This window comes from Streptomyces sp. NPDC052020 (assembly GCF_040680575.1).
Classification (GTDB): domain Bacteria; phylum Actinomycetota; class Actinomycetes; order Streptomycetales; family Streptomycetaceae; genus Streptomyces.
The window spans coordinates 110,372-126,908 of the sequence record NZ_JBFAWY010000008.1 but is presented as its reverse complement, the minus strand read 5'-3'; the positions used below and the strand labels follow the sequence as shown (position 1 = coordinate 126,908).

Sequence of the window (16,537 nt, the reverse complement as noted above, 5' to 3'; positions counted from 1 at the left end):
TTCGCACGCTCACAGCAGTGTCTTGAGCCGGTCCGCCAGCAGGTCCCACCGCCACTTCTCCTCGACCCAGGCCCGTCCCCGCTCCCCCATCCGGCGCCGCAGTTCCGCGTCGCCGAGCAGGGTGACGATCCGGTCGGCGGCCTCCTCGGGCACCCCGCCCCGCACCACCCAGCCGGTCTCGCCGTCCAGCACCGCGTCCGGCGCCCCGCCGGAGTCCCCGGCGACCACGGGCAGCCCGGTCGCGGACGCCTCCAGGTAGACGATCCCGAGTCCTTCGACGTCGAGCCCGCCGCGCCGGGTGCGGCACGGCATCGCGAACACGTCGCCGGCGCCGTAGTGGGCGGGCAGCTCCTCCCAGGGCACACCGCCGGTGAAGCGGACGGAGCCGGCGACGCCGGTCTCCCGCGCGAGCCGGCGCAGCTCCTCGCCGTAGGGCCCGTCGCCGACGATCAGCAGCACGGCGTCGGGCTCGGCGGCCAGGATCCGGGGCATGGCCCGGATGAGGGTGTCCTGCCCCTTGCGCGGCACGAGCCGGGAGACGCACACGACCACGGGCCGGTCGGTGAGCCCGAGCCGTGCCCGGACCTCCTCTCCGCCCGATCCCGGGTGGAAGGTCTTCTCGTCCACCCCGGGCGGCAGTTGCGTCATCCGCGCGGCGGCCCGCGCGGTGAGCGCGCCGGCGATCCGCGAGCGCGTGTACTCGCCGAGGTAGGTGAGGGTGTCCGTGGACTCCCCGATCCGCCGCAGCAGCTGCCGCGCGGCGGGCAGCTGGGCCCAGCCGGCCTCGTGCCCGTGGGTGGTGGCCACGATCCGCTCGGCGCCCGCCCGGCGCAGCGCGGGCGCCATCAGCCCGAGCGGCGCCGCCGCCCCGAACCACACGGATGTACATCCGTGCTCGCGCAGCAGCCCGACGGCCCGCCGGGTCGCCGCGGGCGTCGGCAGCAGCATCGTCGTGGCGTCCCGGACGACGGGGAAGGGCTGCTCGGCGTCGAAGGCGGCGGTCGCCCGGATGCCCTCCCGGCTCCGTTTCCAGGTGGAGGCGTAGACCACCACCCGCTGCGGGTCCAGGCGCAGCGCCATGTTGTGCAGGAACGCCTGGATGCCGCCCGGCCGGGGCGGGAAGTCGTTGGTCACGATCAGGGTCTTGTGCATCGCCGCCGACCCTACCGAACCCCCCGGCGGGCGGCGGGCCCCGGCCGGGCCTGTGGCCGCCCACCGGCGCCCGGGTCATCATGGGACCGGCGACGGCACAGGGACGGGCACGGGCAGGGAGCGGGTGGAGACGACGGACACGAGGCGGCTCCCGGTACGCCTCCTGGCGGCCTGGGCCGCGACGCGGCTGGTCCTGCTGCTGTTCGTGTTCAAGGTGTACGTCTTCCCGGGCCCGGACGTGACCGCCGACGTCTCCGTGATCTACCGGGGCTGGTACGGCGTCCTGCGCACCGGAACGTTTCCGCTGGACGATGTGACCTGGCAGTACCCCCCGGGCGCCGCCCTCGCGGTGCTCTCCCCCGCCCTGCTGCCCTTCCTGGACTACGCGACCGCCTTCTCCGTCCTGGCCTGCCTCGCCGACCTGGCCGTGCTCGTCCTGCTGACGCGCGCGGGCCGGCGCCCCGGCCGGACGCCGCGCGGCGCCGCCGTGTGGGTGGCGGGCGTCCCGCTGCTGGGGCCGACGGTGTACGCGCGTTACGACGTGATGGTCACCGCCGTCGCGGTGGCCGCGCTGCTCGCCGCGGCCCGGCACCCCCGGGCGGCGGGGGCGCTGGCGGCCCTCGGGGCGCTGGTGAAGGTGTGGCCGGCGCTGCTGCTGGCCGGCGAGCGCCGGCGCGGCCCCTGGGCCGCCGCGGCGGTGACCGGCGCGGCGCTCGCGGCCCTGTTCGCGCTCGCCCTGCCCGGGGCGTTCGCGTTCCTGGCCTTCCAGCGCGACCGGGGCACCGAGGTGGAGTCGCTGGGCGCGCTGGTCTTCCACGTGGCGCGGCACGCCGGCTGGGAGGGCGAGGTGCGGCTCGCCTACGGCTCGGTGGAGTTCCTCGGCCCGTACGTCGGCGCGGTGAGCACGGCCGCCCTCGCGCTGACCGCGGCGGCCTTCGGCTGGCTGCTGCTGTGGCAGCTGCGGGCGCGCCGGTTCGGGGCGCACACGCTCGCGGACGCGGCGTTCACGGCGGTGCTGCTGTTCACGGTCACCAGCCGGGTCATCAGCCCGCAGTACCTGGTGTGGCTGGTGGGGCTGGCGGCGGTGTGCCGGTCCTTCGCCGCGAGCGGGATGCGGCTGCCGGCCGGGCTGGTGCTGGCCGCCTGCGCCGTGACGGTGCTGGAGTTCCCCGTCTGGTTCGCGCACGTCGTCGCCAGTGACCCGCTCGGCGTCGCCCTGCTGTCCGTCCGCAACGGCCTGCTGGTGGCCGCCGCCCTCACCGCGGCCCGCGTGCTGTGGCGGCGGACGGTGCCGCGCCGGACGGCCGCGCCCGGACCGCGCCGCACCGCCCGCGCCCGGCGGGCACCGGTCTCCTCCTGAGCCCGGCCGCGCCGCGCCGGCGCCCCCGCCGCCGCGCCCCGCACCCCCGTGGCCGGTGCCGGGCCCACCCCGGTCGGCCCGCGGCCGGACCGGCCGTACGCCGGTGCCGGCCGTCACCGCCGTACCCGGCAGAGCCGCCCGGAGGAGGGCGGGTGCCCGGCCGCCCGGCCGCCGCTCATGACCTGCTCCCTCGCGTCGGCGCGGTCTACGGGGGGCGGACCGGCGCCGAAGGCTGCCGCGGGCCGCGGGCCACGATCGCCGGCGCGCCGGATCAGCCGAGCCGCGCCCGCAGATACTCCCGCCACTGCGCCGTGAACGCCTCCGGCGTCGTCCCCAGCACCGTCGCCATCGCGTCCTCGACCGCGCCCTCGCGCCGCTCGTGGGCGCCCACGGCCCGGTAGAAGGCGCCCAGTGCCTCCTCGCCCCAGCGCTCGGCGATCATCCGGCACGCCGTCCAGCCGGCCTCGTAGGCCCGAGCCAGCCCCTCGGCGTCCTCCGTGAAGCCGAAGTCCCCGTCGTCCGGGAGTGCGCCGGGCACCCGTCCCTCGGCGACCGCCCGGGACAGCTCCGGGGCGGCCTGCGCGGGGGTGCGCCCGCTGGCGCGGTAGCCGACCCAGTCGGCGTAGCCCTCGGACAGCCACAGCGGGGTCGCGGGACCGGTGTGGGCGCGGGTGGCGACGTGGGTGGTCTCGTGGGTGAGGACCACCTCTTTGCCGAGGGTGCCGAGCAGGCCGTAGGCGTCGGGGTTGACCACGATCCGGTCGGCGGGAGCGCTCGCGCCGCCGCCCGTCCGCCCGGTGGTGACGGCCGCAATCCCCCGGTAGGAGGAGGCGGGCGAGCCGAGCAGCGCCGCCATGTCGCGGAGCGACCCGGGCACCAGCACGACGACGCGCCGGGGCCAGCGCTCGCCCCAGGCGTCGTCCACGGCGGGCACCGCCCGGTCCACCAGCTCCGCCAGGCCGCGCAGCGTGCCGGCCGGCTGCCCGACGCCGAGCACGATGCCGTGCGCGCCGCGGACGACGCGCACCGGGCCCTGGTCCCACGGCAGCCGGCCGGCCCCGGGGGCGGGCCGGTCGGAGTCGACGCGCCAGTGCCCGTCGCGTTCCCGGCTCAGGCGCAGGGTGCGGCCGGCGGTGGCGGGGGCCGGGTCGTATCCCGCGAGGCGGTAGCGGAGCCGGACGTCGGCGGTGGCCGTGTCGCCGGCCCGGTCCAGGCCGGTCACGTCGTAGGACCAGGCGGCCAGCGGGATTTCGCGCAGGTCGGCGAAGCCGGACCGGGTGCCGGTGCGCGCGAAGGCGGCCTCGTCGCGGGCGAGGACGGCGGCCGCGCGGCGGTCCAGCAGCCCCTGCACCTCGGTCGTGGCGGCGTCGGGGCCGGACCGGCCGCCGCACCCCACCAGGGAGACGAGCAGCAGGCACAGCGCCAGCGCTCCGGAACCCCACACCCGCCTTCGATCAGCCACCTGCCCGATCGTACGGGCGCCGGGCGGTGCGCGGGCCGGGAGTCAGACCCGGGTCACCGAGGAGATCGGCATCATGCCGACCGGGTCGTAGCGCACCGGTGCCCCGGGGTAGGGCGCGTGGATGACCTGGCCGTTGCCCGCGTACATGCCGATGTGGCTGGCGTCGTCCCGGTAGGCGACCAGGTCGCCGGGCCGCATCTGGGACAGGGGCACCCGCCGCCCGGCACCGGCCTGGGCCTGCGAGGTGCGCGGCAGGGCGATCCCGGCCTGCGCGTACGACCACTGCACGAGCCCCGAGCAGTCGAAGCCGGCGGGCCCGCTGGCGCCCCAGACGTACGGCCTGCCGAGCGCCGCGCGGGCCGCGGCGACGGCGGCCGCGGCCCGGCCCGAGGCCGGGGCGCCACCGGCGACGGCACCGGCCAGGTCCGCGCGGGAGGAGCGGGAGGAGCGGTCGTAGGCGGCGCGCTCGTCCTCGGAGAGGGAGTTGAGCAGCCGCCGGGCCTGGGCCAGTTTCCGCTCGACGGTCCGCTTGTGGGCGGCGACGGCCTTGCGGCCGCGGTCCAGGGCGGCGAGCTGCCGGGCGGCCTCCGCCCGCTCCTGGGTGAGCCGGCGCAGGGCCGCCTGGAGCTCCTTGAGCTCTCCGGCCCGGCGGGTGCTGAGCCGGTCGAGCACGGCGGCCTTCTCCAGGTACTCCTCCGGCTCGGCGGACAGCAGCAGGGCGAGGGCCGGGTCGAGGCCGCCGGAGCGGTACTGGGCACCGGCCAGCGCACCGAGCGCCTCCCGCATGGTGTTGACGCGGTCCTGCTGCCGGGCGATCCGGTCCTGCCGGGCGCGGACCTGCCGGCGCAGGGCGTCGGCGCGCTCGTCGGCCTCGTTGTACGCCTCGGTCGCCCGCTCGGCCTCCTCGTAGAGGCGGTCCACCCGCGCACGGATGTCGTCGTGCGGCGCGGCCCCGGCCGGTGCGGCGCCCAGCGCGGCGGCGGCGGCGGACAGCAGACCGGCCGCGACACCGGCGCCCCGGTCGAACCCGGACGGTGCAAGACGACGATGGGACCCCACGGGTGGCCGCGCTCCTTCCGCTGGCGGACAGGGAAACGCGGCAGACAGTAGCCCCGCGCCCGGGGCGCCGACCAACGCCCCGGCGGGGCGTGCAACGCGACGCCAACGCGACGCCCCGCCGCTGACGCAGGTCAGGGGCGGGGCGGGGGGTCGGGACGCGGTCCGGCGATTTCGCCCGTTCGGGCGGCATGCCGTGCGCGGATTCAGGGCACCCGGTGGGCCGGTCAGACCCGGACGCCCCACATGAAGGGACCGCCGATGGTGCTCATCGACTCGTACCGGACCACCGTGCCGGTGCGCGGGGCGTGCAGGACCTGGCCGTTGCCGGCGTACAGGCCCACGTGGTGCAGGTCGTTGAAGAAGAACACCAGATCGCCGACCTTCAGGTCGTTGACCGAGTAGATGCGCGTGCCGATGCCGGACTGGGCCTCGGAGGTACGCGGTATGGAGACGCCGGCCTGGGCGTAGGCCCACGAGGTCAGGCCCGAGCAGTCGTAGGAGGACGGGCCGGTGGCACCGTAGACGTACGGCGAGCCGATCTTGCTCTGGGCGGCGGCGAAGGCGGCGGCGGCACGGCCGGAGGCGGTGGCGGTGGAGCCGGTCAGGACCTGGCGCTCGCTGGTGCGGGTGGCGCGCTGCTCCTCGGCGGCCAGGGCCGCCTTCTCCTGCGCGGTGAGGCTGTTGAGCAGCTTCTGCGCGGCGGCGAGCTTGCCCTGCACCTCCTTCTTCTTCCTGCCCAGCTCGGTGCGGGTGGCGTCGAGGTCCTTGAGCTTCTCGGACGCCTCGGCGCGCTGCTGGGCGAGGTCCCGCTGCTTGACCTGGATCTTCTTCAGCGCCTCGACCTGCTGGCCGCTGAGCTGGTCCAGCGTGGACGCCTTGTCGAGGTAGTCGTCCGGGTCGGCGGAGAGGAACAGCTGGAGGGACGGGTCGATGCTGCCGGTCCGGTACTGGGAGGCGGCGGCGAGGCCCAGGCCGTCGCGCAGCTCGTTGAGCTCCGCCTGGCCGCGGGCGACGTTGTCCTGGATGGTGGAGATCTCCTCCTGGAGCTTCTCCTGCTTCTCCTTGGCCCCGTTGTACTTCTCGGTGGCCTTCTCCGCCTCTTCGTAGAGCTTGTCGACCTTGGTCTTGACCTCGTCCTTGCTCGGCTTCTCGCTGGGCGCCGCGTTGGCGGCCTGGGAGCTGAGGGCGACGGCAGCGGCGGCTGCGGTGGTCAGCACGGTCACGCGGGCGCGACTGGGCTGCTTGGGTCGACGGTGGGACGCCACGGAGGTGAAACCCTTCTTTTGAGTGATCACCCGCTCGGAGGTTCGTCGCCTGACCCTAGTGACCTCATTGTGATCAGTTCAAATCCTCAGCTGAAAAATCTCGTCACACGCGCCATTCTACGCCCTCAAGTAGCACCTGGTGACGCCGAGTTGACGCTACGTGCCGCCCCCGGTGCGTCAATTCCGACAAGCGGACCTTACGTTGACCATCAGGACAGACGTTTGAGAAGCACCGCGGAAGCGACCGGCCGGGCGCCCGCGCGGGCCACGCCGTCGGCCACCTCGCGGTCGGTCGACACGACGACGACCGGACGGCCCGGCGGCTCGGCGCGCACCAGCTGGCGGATCAGCTCGTCGGCGGTGACGCCCGGCTTGGAGAACAGCACGCGCACCCCGCGCGGCGGCGCCAGCAGGACCGGGGCGGCGAGTTCCGCCCCGTCGAAGACGCACGTCACCTCGGCGCCGGTCTGCGCGGCGAGCTGGGAGAGCTGGCCGAGCAGCCGCAGCCGCTGCTTCTCCAGCGGCATCTGCGGATAGCCGGTCTTGGTGACGTTGTAGCCGTCGACGACCAGATGCACCTGAGGCAGTGCCAGAAGCTGGTCGAGGATGGCGGGGTCGTGCTCGGACAGGGCGCGGGCCGCGATGTCCTTCGGTGTCATCCGGCCGGGCTCGACGGCGTCGACCGTCTCGGCGGGGCGCACCGACACCGGCGGCAGCGCGAGCTCGCGCCGCAGCCCCTGGGTGGCGTCCAGCAGGGTGTCCAGCAGCAGCCGTACCCGCATGTCCTCCACGCTGCGGCCCTCGCGCGCCGCCCGGCGCGCGGCCTCCAGGGCGGCCTCCGTCTCCCCGAGCCGGGCCCTGAGCCGCCGGGCCTCGCTGTCGGCGGCGGAGACCTGGGCGTGGCTCTCGGCGCGCACGGCCTCGATCTCCGCCCGCACCTTGCGCAGCGCCGCCTCGCCGCGCTTGACGTCGCTGAGGGCGGAGCGCAGTTTGCGGTGGAGGGACTCGGCTTCCTTCCGGGCCGCGTCCAGCTCGGCGCGCAGCCGCTCGGTCTCGGCCCTGGTGTGCTCCCGGGCCCGGGCCAGCTCGGCGCGCAGCCGCTCCAGCTCGGCCCGGTTCTCCTCGCCGGCCCGCTCGGCGTCGGCGCGCTGGGCCTCCTCGCCGGCGGCGGTCACCAGCTTCACCCAGCCCGCCGGGCGCAGTACGTAGGCCGCGGCCGCCACGTCGAGCGGGTCCGCGGCCGGGGGCGGAGAGCCCGAGTCGAGGGCTCCGGCCAGCTCCGGCTGGGCCTCTTTGAACTTCTCGCCGATCCGCTGCCGGAAGAGCGTGTCGGTCTCCAGCGCCGCGGCCATGGCGTTGCCCGCGAACTTGGCGCGCCGGTTCGGTGCGAACCGGGCGTACTGCCGCAGTTGCGCGGGCAGTTCGGCCGGTGTCAGCCCGCCGAAGCCGTCGGACACGATCTGCACGACCCTGCGCCGCACTCCGTCGGGCAGCGGACGGTCGAGCACCTCAGCGGCGCCGTCGCCCGGCCCCCCGCCGTGTGTCTCCGCCATCCGTCACCCCAATGCCTCCGCGCCCCCGGCTGGGTCCGGGGCCGCCTCGCCCGGGCCGCTCCCCTCAGGAGCCGGCGCCCGGCCTGTCCACGAGTTCCACCTGGTCCACGGCGTTGCACCAGCGGCACCGCACCGACTCGATGGTCTCACTGACCACCTCGCGCTCCTCCACCGTGGGCTCTCCGGCCAGATCGAGGTGGACGTACTCGACGACCTTCGACGAGCGGGTCACGTCGAAGCGGGTGAGGTTGCCGCAGAGCGCGCAGCGCCACCGCGTCGTGGCGGTCGGCAGGGGAACCGTCATCGTGACTGTTCGCTTTCTTCCAGTGTCCGTGACGCGCCGGACTTCCCGGTGCGTGTGGCTCGTAACCCTACGGCCTGCCGGGTCCGCCGCGCCCGTCCGTCCACGGCGGCATGGCGGTCTGTGCGGTTGCGTCCGGTTACGTCATGCTCTGTGTTCATGATCCGCAAGTGGAGCGCGGCCGTCGGCCGGACGATCGGGACGGGCCGGACGGCCAGGACGGGCCGGACGGCCCGCGCCGCCGCGCGGGCCCGGCCGGGCCGGCGCACGGGGGCACCGGTGACGTACGGCCTGATGGCGCTGTGCTGTCTCCTCTTCCTGGCCGGCCCGGCCTCGGGCCTCAGTCCGGCGTACGGCTCCGGCGAGGAGCTGATCGCCGCGCAGCGCGCCTATTTCCGGCAGTGGGGCGTGATCCCCGCGGAGCTGTTCACGGGCTCCGCGCGGGCCGTGCTCACCCCCGCCACGGCCCTGTTCGTCCACGGCAGCTGGGTCCACCTGCTCGGCAACATGCTGTTCCTCTACGTCTTCGGGGCGATGACCGAGGAGCGGATGGGCCGGATCCGGTTCCTCCTCTTCTCCACCGGCTGCGGCTACCTGGCCCTGCTGGGCTACGCGCTGGCCAACGCCGACTCCCGGCAGCCCCTGGTCGGCGCCTCCGGGGCGATCTCGGCAGTCCTCGGCGCGTTCCTGTTCCTGTTCCCGCGGGCCCGGGTGACCAGTCTGCTGCCGTTCCTGTTCTTCCTGCCGCTGCGCTTCCCGGCGTGGATCGTGCTGCCGTTCTGGGCGGCCCTGCAATGGCTGGCCGCCGGGCGGGCGGGCAGCGGGCCGGGGGTGGCGTACCTGGCCCACCTGGTGGGGTTCGGGCTGGGCTTCGGCTGCGCCTGGGTGCTGTTCGGCCCGGGGACTAGAGTGAGGAGCGCCCCAGCGACGGCCCCCGAGGGAGAGAACCAGCCGTGATCACCGCGATCGTCCTCATCAAGACCAGCGTGGACCGCATCCCCGAGATCGCGGAGCGGATCGCCGCGCTGGAGAGCGTCAGCGAGGTCTTCTCCGTCACCGGCACCTACGACCTGATCGCCATGGTGCGGGTCACGGAGCACGAGGAGCTGGCCGAGGTCATCCCGGGCCGGATCAGCAAGATCCCCGGCGTGGAGGCGACCGACACCCACGTGGCGTTCCGCACCTACTCGCAGCACGACCTGGAGGCGGCGTTCGCGATCGGGCTCGACAGCTGACGACGCCCCCGGAGGGGGGACGGCCGCCGAGGGCCCCCGCCCGCCGGAGATGAACGGTTCTTCATCCGGAACTCATCCCGGGCGCCCGGCCCCGGGGGCAGGATCGGAGCATGGTCTTCTCCCGCCGGATGGCGGCGCTGGCCGCCGTCGTGCTGATCCCCCTCGGCATCGCGGCGACGAGCTTCGTCCTCGCCGACACCCCCGAGCCCCCGAAGGTCCCCCCCAAGGTGGAGCTGGTCAGCGACTCCCCCGCCCCCGCGGCCGCGCCCACGCCCACCGCGGCGCCCACGGCCACGGCCGCGCCCACCGCCGCACCCGCGGCCACGCCCACCGCCACCGCCACCGCCAGGTCCGCCGCCACGGCCACGCCCACGCCCGCCCGCCCGGCCGAGCCCGCCGCCACGGCCGCGCGGCCGCAGCCGGCGCCGGGCGACGAGGTGGTCCAGCGGCCGCCGGTGACCGACAGCCCAGCCGGGGACGACGATGACGACGACCGCAGCGGGCCCGCAGCCACCTCGGGCGCGGGAGACGACGACGCCGACGACGGAGCCGGCACCGACGGCTGACCGCGCGCGCCGGCGGCTGTCGGCACGGGTCCGCATCCTGCTGTGGCTGCTGCTGGTCATGACCGTCGCGCTGGCCTCGGTCGCCACGACCACCCGGTCGATCCTGCTGCGGGACGCCGACGCCCGGGCCGCCGCCGAACTGTCGCAGGAGGCCCACGAGTTCATCAACTTCCAAAAGCGCGCCGCGGACCCGGCCACCGGGCGCCCGTTCACCGATCCGCGGCGGCTGCTGCGGACGTACCTGGCGGGGCAGTACGCCGATCCGGAGGAGGAGCTGATCGGTCTCGCCGGGCGCCGGGGCACCACCCCCGCGAGGCTGGTCCAGGACCGTGAGGTCCCGGTGCGGCTGCCCCTGCACCTGGACACCGCCGGACTGCGGGAGATCTTCGGCTCCGCCGGCTCCACCGGCACCCTGCGCCGCGCCTCGGGGGAGGTCCGCTGGGCCAAGGTCGCCGTCGCCCGCCCCGGCACCGAGCCGGACGCGGCGTTCGTCGTCGCCGTCCACCCGGTGCACGAACACGCCCGCGTGGAGCAGGTGTTCCGGATCCTGCTCGTCATCTCCGGTCTCGCCCTGCTGATGACCACCGGCATCGGCTGGGTGGTCGCCGGGCGCATCCTCACCCCCATACGCCTGGTGCGGGTCACGGCGGCGGAGCTGACCGAGCGGGACCTCACCCGCCGCATCCCGGTGCACGGCCACGACGACATCGCCGCCCTCGCCAAGACGTTCAACGCGATGCTGAACCGGCTGGAGCAGGCATTCGCCGCCCAGCGGCAGTTCGTCGACGACGCCGGGCACGAGCTGCGCACGCCCATCACCATCGTGCGCGGCCATCTGGAGCTGATGGGCGACGACCCGGCCGAGCGGGAGGAGACCGTCCGCCTGGTCACCGACGAACTGGACCGGATGAGCCGGATCGTGGAAGACCTGCTGCTGCTCGCCAAGGCCGAACGCCCCGACTTCGTCACCCGCGAACCGGTGCAGCTCGCCGAGCTCACCGCCGACGTCTACGTCAAGGCCCGCACCCTCGGCGACCGCGACTGGCGGCTGGCGGAGGTCGCCGACCGGGAGGTGCTGCTGGACCCGCAGCGGATCACGCAGGCGATGGTGCAGCTCGCGCAGAACGCCGTGCAGCACACCGTGCCCGGCCAGGCCATAGCGATCGGCTCCCGGGCCGGGGAGTCGGGGATCGAGCTGTACGTCGCCGACTCCGGGCCCGGCATCCGGCCCGAGGACGCCGAGGTGATCTTCGAGCGGTTCCGGCGCGGCGACTCCCGTCGCGGGGCGCGCGGTTCGGGGGCCGGGCTGGGGCTCGCGATCGTGAAGGCGATCGTGGAGGGCCACGGCGGCCGGGTCCGGCCGCACACGACCGAGGGCGGCGGCGCCACCTTCGTCCTCACCCTGGAGGAGACCCGTCCATGACCCGCATCCTCATCGTCGAGGACGAGGAGCGCATCGCCTCCTTCGTCGAGAAGGGCCTGCGCGCCAACGGCTTCACCACCACCGTCGTCGGCGACGGCGACGCCGCCTACGAGTACGCCCTGACCGGCGGCTTCGACCTGATCGTCCTGGACATCGGACTGCCCGGACGGGACGGCTTCACGGTCCTGCGCGAGCTGCGCGAGGCCCGGGTGACCACTCCCGTGATCGTGCTGACCGCGCGGGACTCCGTCCGGGACACGGTGGCCGGCCTGGAGGGCGGCGCCGACGACTGGATGACCAAGCCGTTCCGGTTCGAGGAACTGCTCGCCCGGGTCCGCCTGAGGCTGCGTACGGCGGCCCGGGCGCCGGAGGTGACGGTGCTCAGGTCCGGCGAGCTCTCCCTGGACCTGCGCACCCGCCGGGCACGGGCCGGGGAGCGCACCGTGGACCTGACGGCCCGTGAGTTCGTGCTCCTGGAGCTGTTCCTGCGGCACCCCGGGCAGGTGCTGTCCCGGGAGCAGATCCTGTCCCACGTCTGGGGCTACGACTTCGACCCGGGCTCCAACATCGTCGACGTGTATGTGCGGGCGCTGCGCAAGAAGCTCGGGGCGCGGCAGGTGGAGACGGTACGGGGGATGGGGTACCGGCTGCCGGCCGCGTGAAGTTTCCTTCATGTGCGGCTCATCGACGGCTCACGGCCCGGGCGGACCCTCGGTGATGTGACGCTGACTCCCCGTCTGACCGTGTCCCTGTGCGCGGCGCTGTCGCTGTGCGCGCTGCTCGCGGTCCCCGCCAACTTCCCCGCCCTCGGCGGTGACGCCCGCCTGACCCTGGCGGTGTTCGCGCTGGCGACCTGCGCCTGGATCGGCACGCCGATCGACGACACCTACATCGCGCTGGGTGCCGGGCTCGCGCTGACCGTGACCGGGGTCATCAGCAGCGACACCCTCTTCGGCACCCTCGGCGACTCGACCGTATGGCTGCTGATCTGCGCGTTCGTGCTGGCCGCCGCGGTGACCCGGACCGGGCTCGCCGGGCGGGCCGCGGCGTTCCTGGTGAGCGGGGCACGCACGGTGCGGCAGCTGGTGCACCTGACCACGGCCGCGCTCGTCGTCACGGCGTTCGCGGTGCCCGCCACCTCCGGCCGGGCGGCGCTGGCGCTTCCGGTGTTCCTCGCCCTGGCCCGGGTGCTAGTGCCTCCGCCGGCAGCGTTGGCCCCGTCGCGACGCCCGGCACGCCCTCTCGCCGCACCGGCCGAAAGCCCCAGTACGTCCAGTACGAGGACTTCCGGCCGGCACGCCGAGAGCACGCACCGGACTCCGCTCCTTGACGGGCAAGCGTCGCCTGCCGAGGCACTAGCCGGCCGCAAGCGGCTGGTGGTGATGCTGGCGCTGCTGTTCCCCACCGTGATCCTGCTGTCGGCGGTGGCCACCCTGATCGGCGCCGGCGCGCACCTGATCACCGTGTCGGTGCTGTGGGAGGCGACCGGGCAGCGGATCGGCTTCACCGAGTGGCTGCTGCTGGGCCTGCCCCTGGCGGTGGCCTCCTCCCACCTGGCCGCGGAGACGGTCCTGCTGACGACGACCCGGCGCGCGGACCGCGCGGGTGCGGTGCGCATCACCCCCGAGGAGGTTCAGCGGCACAGCGACCGTCCCGTCACCGGCCCCTGGACGCAGGAGGAGCAGCGCTGCGCACTGCTGCTGGCCACGGTCGTGGTGCTGTGGTGCAGCGAGCCGCTGCACCGGGTGCCGCCCGCCGTCGTCGCCCTGATCGGCGCGATCGTCGCCGCGACCCCCGCCCTGGGCACCGTACGGCTGAAGGACGCGCTCAGGACGGTCCCCTGGTCCCTGCTGCTGTTCATGGCGGCGACGATGGCGATGGGCGTGGCGCTCACCGACTCGGGCGCGGCGAAGTGGCTGGTGGCCGGGCTGCCGGCGGACGTGTCCCCGGCGGTGTTCCTCATGGTCGTCGTCGCGGTCAGCACGGCGGCTCATCTGCTCCTCCAGTCCCGTTCGGCCCGCTCCTCGGTGCTGGTGCCACTGGTGATCGCCGCGGCCGCGGGCGCCGGGGTCAACCCGGCCGCCGCCGCGCTGGCGTCCACGGCCGCCGCCGGTTTCTGCCACACCCTTCCGGCCTCCGCCAAGCCCGTCACCCTCTTCTCCGACCTGCCCGGCACCCCCACCTACACCCCGCGCCACCTGCTGCGCCTGTCCGCCGTGCTGGCCCCGCTGACGGCCGCGCTCGTCTGGCTGTTCGCCGTCGCCGTCTGGCCGCTGCTCGGCGTGCCCGTGACCCCCTGAGGCCCGCCCCCGCCCGCACCGAAGGAGCCGTCCATGCTGAACCGAGTCGTCGTCGCCCCGAGCGGCTTCAAGGAGTCCCTGTCCGCCCAGGCCGCGGCCGACGCCATCGCAGCGGGCGTACGCCGGGTGCTGCCGCACGCCGGGATCGACCTCATCCCCCTGGTGGACGGCGGCGAGGGCACCGCCGTCGCGCTGTCCGCCGCGACCGGCGGGCGGCTGGTCGCGCTGCCGGCCACCGGGCCGCTCGGTGAGCGGATCGGCACCCACTTCGCGCTGCTCGGCGGCGGGGACACGGCCGTGGTGGAGATGGCGGCGGTCGCCGGCCTGTCCCTCGTCCCGCGCTCCTTGCGCGATCCGGGCGCGACGACGACGTACGGCGTCGGCGAGCTGATCCGCACCGCGCTCGGCACCGGGGTGCGGCGCGTGCTGGTCGGCTGCGGCGACTCGGGCACCTGCGACGGCGGCGCGGGCGCGCTCCAGGCGCTGGGCGCCCGGCTGCTGGACGCGGACGGCTTCGAACTTCCGCGAGGAGGGCGGGAGTTGCTGCGGCTGGCCCGTATCGACCCGTCCGGCCTCGACCCCCGCCTCGGGAACGTGGAGCTGCTCGTGGCCTGCAATCCGTACAACGTGCTGTGCGGCGAGCGGGGCGTGGCCCGCGTCTTCGGCCCCCAGAAGGGGGCGACCCCCGCCCAGGTCGAGGAGTTGTCGGAGGCACTGGAGAACTGGGCCCGCGTCCTGAACCGCGACCTGCCCGCCGGCGGCACCGACCTGCGCCTGGACCCCGGCACCGGCGCCTCGGGCGGCCTGGGCGCGGGTCTGGCCGCCCTCGGCGCCCGGCTGCTGCCCCGCTTCGACGTACTGCTGGACCACCTGGACCTGGACGCCCGTCTGGCCCGCGCCGACCTCGTGGTCACCGCCGAGGGCGCCCTCGACCGCCAGACGCCGCGCGGCAAGGTCCCCGCCGAGGTGGCCCGCCGCGCCAAGCGCCACGGCCGCCCGGTGCTCGCGCTGGCGGGCACGCTCGGCGAGGGCGCCCACGAGGTGCCGGGCATCGACGCCTGCCACGGCATCCTGCCCGCCCCGATGGCCCTGGCGGAGGCGCTGCTGCGGGCCGCCGAACTCCTCACGGACGCCACCGAGCGCGCCCTGCGCATGATTTTGCTGGGCGCCCGGCTGCCGGCTCAGGCGGCCGCGGCGGACGTGTCCGGCACGCACCGCCCGTCCTCGGTTCGGTAGTTCCACCGCGCGCCGTCGCGCACCAGTTCCCGCACCGCCGTCAGGAAGCGCTCCACGTGCTCGTCCGGCGTGCCCGCGCCGAAGCTGACCCGGATCGCGTTGAGGGACTTCTCGCCGGGCGCCGCCTCGGGGGCGCCGCACTCGCCCTGCGCCTGCGGGTCGCTGCCGAGCAGGGTGCGCACCAGCGGGTGGGCGCAGAACAGGCCGTCGCGCACGCCGATGCCGTACTCGGCCGACAGGGCGGCGGCGAAGTGGGAGCTGTTCCAGCCCTCGACGACGAAGGAGATCACCCCCACGCGCGGGGCGTCGTCGCCGAACAGCGACAGCACCCTGACCTCGGGCACCTCGGCCAGCCCCGCCCGCACCTTCCCGATCAGGTACCGCTCCCGGGCGACGAGATCGTCGAACCCGGCCTCGGTGAGGGCCTTGCAGGCGGAGGCGATGGCGTAGGCGCCGATCACGTTGGGCGACCCGGCCTCGTGGCGGGCGGCGCTGTCGTGCCACTCCACGTCCACTCCCCCGTCCGCGCGCCGGGTGACCCTGCGGCTGGCGCCGCCGCCCGCGAGGTACGGGTCGGCCTCGCGCAGCCAGTCGGCACGGCCGGCCAGCACACCGGAGCCGAAGGGGGCGTACAGCTTGTGCCCGGAGAAGGCGACCCAGTCGACGTCCAGGTCGCGGACGCTGACCGGGTGGTGCGGGGCGAGCTGGGCGGCGTCCAGCACGATCCGGGCGCCGTGGGCGTGCGCGGCGGCGGCCAGCTCGCGCACCGGCCACAGCTCGCCGGTGACGTTGGAGGCGCCGGTGACGCAGACGAGGGCGGGGCCGTAGGGGTCGCGGTCGGCGAGGGCGCGCTCCAGGGTCTCCACGGCCTGGCGCGGGGTGCGCGGGGCGTCGAGGTAGGTGACGTCCGCGTCCCGCCAGGGCAGCAGGGAGGCGTGGTGCTCGGTCTCGAAGACGAAGACCCGGCAGCCGGCGGGCAGGGCGGCGGCGAGCAGGTTGAGGGAGTCGGTGGTGGACCGGGTGAACACCACCTGGTCGGCCTCCCGGCAGTCGAGGAACTCCGCGACGGTCTTGCGGGCGTTCTCGAACAGGTCGGTCGACAGTTGCGACAGGTACCCGGCGCCGCGGTGCACGCTGCCGTAGTACGGCGCGTACGCCGCCACGTCGTCCCAGACCCGCTGGAGCGCCGGGGCGCTGGCGGCGTAGTCGAGCGCGGCGTAGGTGACCTCGCCACCGGTGACGAGGGGGACGGTGACATCCCGGCCCAGAACGGGCAGCGGGGAACAAACGGACTGGTCGGCGGCAGCGGTGGAGACGGACATGGGGGAACTCCCGTACAGGCAGGCACGCCTCACCACGCGAGCGCGTGCGGCTCCAGCGCGGGAGAAGGCGAGAGAACGGTGAAAAGGGGTGTGCGGAGGCGGGGCTCTGCGGCCCTAGGGCCTGTCGTCACACTCCCGTCGTCCGCCGAAGGGCGGGCCTCGCGGCGTCAGGTGCGTGCTCTCGCCGTGCCGGGCCCTGATCCTCGTACCGGACGTACGTGGGTCGGGGCCCGGTGCGGCGAGAGTGCGTGCGTGGCGCCGCGAGGCAGACGGGAGTGTGACGACAGGCCTAGCGCATTCGCT

General features: G+C 75.2%; 15 protein-coding genes. 8 read left to right on the top strand and 7 right to left on the bottom strand.

All coding sequences use genetic code 11. The features are described from left to right. Positions 1-9: 9 nt before the first annotated feature. Positions 10-1,152, bottom strand: a complete 1,143-nt coding sequence (locus tag AB0L74_RS10810; protein ID WP_365648560.1) for a glycosyltransferase family 4 protein — start codon at positions 1,150-1,152, stop codon at positions 10-12. Between the two features lie 124 nt (positions 1,153-1,276). Here AB0L74_RS10810 and AB0L74_RS10805 point away from each other — a divergent pair, with 124 nt between their 5' ends. Further along, positions 1,277-2,512 carry a glycosyltransferase 87 family protein gene (locus AB0L74_RS10805; protein ID WP_365648557.1) on the top strand — a complete coding sequence of 412 codons (1,236 nt, stop codon included), beginning with the start codon at positions 1,277-1,279 and terminating at the stop codon, positions 2,510-2,512. 271 nt (positions 2,513-2,783) lie between these two features. Here the strand turns inward: AB0L74_RS10805 and AB0L74_RS10800 are convergent, their stop codons facing one another. The 5 genes from AB0L74_RS10800 to AB0L74_RS10780 all read right to left on the bottom strand — a co-directional run bounded on the left by AB0L74_RS10800 (position 2,784) and on the right by AB0L74_RS10780 (position 8,155). Further along, complete coding sequence (locus AB0L74_RS10800) at positions 2,784-3,974, bottom strand: hypothetical protein (RefSeq protein ID WP_365648554.1); 1,191 nt, start codon at positions 3,972-3,974, stop codon at positions 2,784-2,786. Positions 3,975-4,016: 42 nt separating this feature from the next. Next, positions 4,017-5,033: an NlpC/P60 family protein gene (locus AB0L74_RS10795; RefSeq protein ID WP_365648551.1), complete on the bottom strand. Its 1,017-nt coding sequence runs from the start codon at positions 5,031-5,033 to the stop codon at positions 4,017-4,019. Positions 5,034-5,257: 224 nt separating this feature from the next. After that, a complete protein-coding gene (locus tag AB0L74_RS10790; RefSeq protein WP_365648548.1) occupies positions 5,258-6,298 on the bottom strand; it encodes an NlpC/P60 family protein in 1,041 nt (346 codons plus the stop codon). Between the two features lie 209 nt (positions 6,299-6,507). Next, entirely contained in the window at positions 6,508-7,851 is a 1,344-nt protein-coding gene (locus AB0L74_RS10785) for an NYN domain-containing protein (RefSeq protein WP_365648545.1), read from the bottom strand. Positions 7,852-7,915: 64 nt separating this feature from the next. After that, complete coding sequence (locus AB0L74_RS10780) at positions 7,916-8,155, bottom strand: hypothetical protein (RefSeq protein ID WP_029382693.1); 240 nt, start codon at positions 8,153-8,155, stop codon at positions 7,916-7,918. A gap of 156 nt (positions 8,156-8,311) precedes the next feature. Between AB0L74_RS10780 and AB0L74_RS10775 the strand changes: the two genes are divergently transcribed. The 7 genes from AB0L74_RS10775 (at position 8,312) to AB0L74_RS10745 (ending at position 14,912) form a co-directional block, all read left to right on the top strand. Next, positions 8,312-9,109, top strand: a complete 798-nt coding sequence (locus AB0L74_RS10775; protein ID WP_365648542.1) for a rhomboid family intramembrane serine protease — start codon at positions 8,312-8,314, stop codon at positions 9,107-9,109. Further along, positions 9,106-9,387, top strand: coding sequence for an Lrp/AsnC ligand binding domain-containing protein (locus AB0L74_RS10770; protein ID WP_365648540.1), 282 nt, complete (start codon positions 9,106-9,108; stop codon positions 9,385-9,387). The genes AB0L74_RS10775 and AB0L74_RS10770 overlap by 4 nt, the downstream gene beginning before the upstream one ends. Before the next feature lie 110 nt (positions 9,388-9,497). Continuing rightward, positions 9,498-9,953, top strand: coding sequence for a hypothetical protein (locus AB0L74_RS10765; RefSeq protein WP_365648537.1), 456 nt, complete (start codon positions 9,498-9,500; stop codon positions 9,951-9,953). Next, positions 9,871-11,376 carry an ATP-binding protein gene (locus tag AB0L74_RS10760; RefSeq protein ID WP_365648534.1) on the top strand — a complete coding sequence of 502 codons (1,506 nt, stop codon included), beginning with the start codon at positions 9,871-9,873 and terminating at the stop codon, positions 11,374-11,376. The genes AB0L74_RS10765 and AB0L74_RS10760 overlap by 83 nt, the downstream gene beginning before the upstream one ends. Beyond that, positions 11,373-12,038, top strand: a complete 666-nt coding sequence (locus AB0L74_RS10755) for a response regulator transcription factor (RefSeq protein ID WP_365648531.1) — start codon at positions 11,373-11,375, stop codon at positions 12,036-12,038. The genes AB0L74_RS10760 and AB0L74_RS10755 overlap by 4 nt, the downstream gene beginning before the upstream one ends. A 57-nt stretch (positions 12,039-12,095) precedes the next feature. Next, the gene (locus AB0L74_RS10750) at positions 12,096-13,676 is read left to right on the top strand and encodes an SLC13 family permease (RefSeq protein WP_365648528.1); all 1,581 of its coding nucleotides are present in this window, start codon (positions 12,096-12,098) and stop codon (positions 13,674-13,676) included. Between the two features lie 33 nt (positions 13,677-13,709). Then, positions 13,710-14,912 carry a glycerate kinase gene (locus AB0L74_RS10745; RefSeq protein ID WP_365648526.1) on the top strand — a complete coding sequence of 401 codons (1,203 nt, stop codon included), beginning with the start codon at positions 13,710-13,712 and terminating at the stop codon, positions 14,910-14,912. Here the strand turns inward: AB0L74_RS10745 and AB0L74_RS10740 are convergent. Then, positions 14,858-16,234: an aminotransferase class V-fold PLP-dependent enzyme gene (locus AB0L74_RS10740; protein ID WP_365648523.1), complete on the bottom strand. Its 1,377-nt coding sequence runs from the start codon at positions 16,232-16,234 to the stop codon at positions 14,858-14,860. The two genes, AB0L74_RS10745 and AB0L74_RS10740, sit on opposite strands and share 55 nt — an antisense overlap. Between the last annotated feature and the right edge of the window lie 303 nt (positions 16,235-16,537).